The following is a 2,565-nucleotide window of genomic DNA, read 5'->3' on the forward strand; positions in this document are numbered from 1 at the left end:
GTAAGCGCTCAATTGACGACGTCTGGTATTGAAGGCTGAATGTTGGCAGGCTTGCGTCCGCAAAGACTTTGCGGACGCAAACATGATCCAAGACGAGATTGACCTATTTCCGCTGCAGGCAGTGCGAGTCCGCTCCAATGGGAAGCGCGACTACGAGCCAGCGGCCAAGCGGCGTCTGATTGAGTTCTGTCTTCAATCGGGAGCATCGGTTTCGGGCACGGCGCTCAAGGCTGGCATTAACGCCAACCAGTTGCGCAAATGGATTCGGGAGTACCGAGATTCAGCGCAGGCGCGAGGTTCGTTGCCGGCATTCGTGCCGGTTGTCCAGGAGGTTCTGGATTCGCGGCCAATCGAGACACCTGCAAAGGTTGTGGTGCCTTGCCACGAAGCGGCCTCGACGACTGGCGATCCGCCACCGCGGCGAACGCAACCGCTGGCGCTCTTGAGCGCAAAGCTGCCCAACGGTGTATCGCTCGAGCTCGAATGCAGCGAGCGAGACGTTGGGCTCGTAAAGGCAATGATCGAAGCCCTGAGTGGAGGCCATTGATGTTCCGTCTCGACGCTGGGCTGCGGGTGTACCTGCATCGCGACGCTGTGGACTTCCGTAAGAACATCAACGGTCTGGTGCTGCTGGTGGAGCAGGCGCTAGGGCTGGATCCGTTTGCGTCTGCTGTATTTGTGTTCCGCAACCGGCGGGCCGATCGCATCAAGATGCTCGGGTGGGACCGCAACGGGTTCTGGTTACTGCTAAAGCGATTGGAGGCGGACCGGTTTGCTTGGCCACGCGAGGCGGCTGTGGCTACGCTGACTGTCGAACAGTTGCACTGGCTGCTCGAGGGGATCGACATCGAGGCGATGCGCCGGCACCCGTACCGAGAATACCATCGCGCTGCGTGAACGCTGCTTGGCGGCAGCGGTCTAACCGGCCATGCCATCCACGCCCGTCACCGTTACCGCCGCCGAGCTGCAACTGTTGCGCGACGCCGAGCGTGAGCTCAAGGCAATACTCGCGGAACGCGAGGCAATCAAGGGCGAGCTGCGCGTGATGACGGTCCAGCGAGACCTGCTCTTGGAACAGCTCAAGGCGTTCCAGCGTAAGCTGTTCGCCGCCAAGAGCGAGGCGCGCGGCTCGGAGCAGAAGGACTTGTTCCTCAATGAGGCCGAAGCCATGGCGGCGGCGGCCGCGCAGCCGGAGCAGGAAGAAGAAGGTACGCCCGAGACCGAAGTGGCCGGGCACAAACGCAAGAAGCGTGGCCGAAAGCCGCTCGACCCGGCGCTGCCCCGTGTCGAGGTTCGTCACGAACTACCCGAATCGGAACGCGTCTGCCCCCTCGATGGCCAGACTCTGGTCGAGATTGGCGTCGAGGTCAGCGAACAGCTCGACATCGTGCCGCAGCAGGTCCGCGTGATCCAGCACCAACGGGTCAAGTACGCCTGCCCATGCTGCGACGGCGGCATCAAGACGACGCCGGCACCGGCGCGCATTATTCCCAAGGGACTGCTTACCGAATCGGCGCTGGCCTGGTGCATCACCTCGAAGTATCAGGATGGGCTGCCGCTGTACCGCCAGGCAGCGCTGCTGCATCGCTTTGGCGGAGACCTCTCTCGCGGCACCCTGGCCGCAAGCGTAGTGCGCGTCGGCCAAGCGGTGCAGCCGATCATCAACCTGCTGCGCGACCATCTGCTGGAAGCCGACGTCGTGTACGGTGACGAGACAACGGTACAGGTGCTCAAGGAGCCCGGCAGGCCTGCCCAGAGAAAGAGCTTCCTATGGGCGCAGATGAATGGCACGGGCCCGCCGGTACGGTTGTTTGCCTATAGCCCGACACGCGAGACAAAACAGGCTACGGCTCTCTATGCCGGCATCAAGCCTGGCGCGGTGTTGATGACCGACGGCTATGCACCGTACGACGACGTCGCAAACAGCTATCAGTTGGTGCACCTCGGATGCTGGGCGCACGCGCGGCGCTACCTGGTCGAGGCAGAGCAAGCCTTGCCCAAGGACAAGCGTGCCGACCACCCGGTCACGGGATTCCTGCAGCGCATCGGCAAGCTGTTTGCCGTCGAAAGCCACACGCTCAAGATGAAGCCAGAACAACGGCAGCAGGTTCGCGCCGAACAAAGCCAGCCGCTGCTGGCCGAGATCGAAACGATGCTGCTGCAACAGTTGCATACCGTGCTGCCGCAAAGCCTGTTCGGCAAGGCGCTGCACTACCTGCATGGGCAGTGGCCAAAGCTCGTGCGCTACATCGAGAACGGAACCTGGCCGATCTCGAACAATCCCTGCGAGAACGCGATTAGGCCATTCGTGGTCGGACGGAGAAACTTCCTCTTCTGCGACACCGTGGCCGGTGCCAACGCCAGCGCAAGTCTTTACTCGCTGGTGGAAACCTGCAAGGCCAACGACGTCGATCCGTATCAGTATCTCGTTGCCTTGTTCAAGGCGTTGCCACACGCACAGACCGCCGACGACTACGAGGCTCTGCTGCCCTGGACGCTCAAGTCCTCAGACGCCTAGCGGATACCGCCGGCGGCCGCAAGGGACGCCCTCAAAAGACCGCTTAC

3 protein-coding genes are annotated in these 2,565 nt (G+C 62.2%); all 3 read left to right on the plus strand.

The features are described 5' to 3' along the window. The first annotated feature begins 82 nt into the window (after window positions 1-82). From tnpA to tnpC, 3 genes are read left to right on the plus strand one after another with little or no spacing between them, the layout of a single operon-like run. Window positions 83-547, plus strand: coding sequence for an IS66-like element accessory protein TnpA (gene tnpA, locus AC3WQZ_RS35570; protein ID WP_492302153.1), 465 nt, complete (start codon window positions 83-85; stop codon window positions 545-547). Beyond that, window positions 547-897, plus strand: a complete 351-nt coding sequence (gene tnpB, locus AC3WQZ_RS35575) for an IS66 family insertion sequence element accessory protein TnpB (RefSeq protein ID WP_492302154.1) — start codon at window positions 547-549, stop codon at window positions 895-897. Before tnpA ends, tnpB begins: the two co-directional genes overlap by 1 nt. 31 nt (window positions 898-928) lie before the next feature. Continuing rightward, entirely contained in the window at window positions 929-2,518 is a 1,590-nt protein-coding gene (gene tnpC, locus AC3WQZ_RS35580) for an IS66 family transposase (RefSeq protein WP_492302155.1), read from the plus strand. Window positions 2,519-2,565: the final 47 nt, after the last annotated feature.

This window comes from Cupriavidus sp. FW305-26 (genome assembly GCF_058787975.1).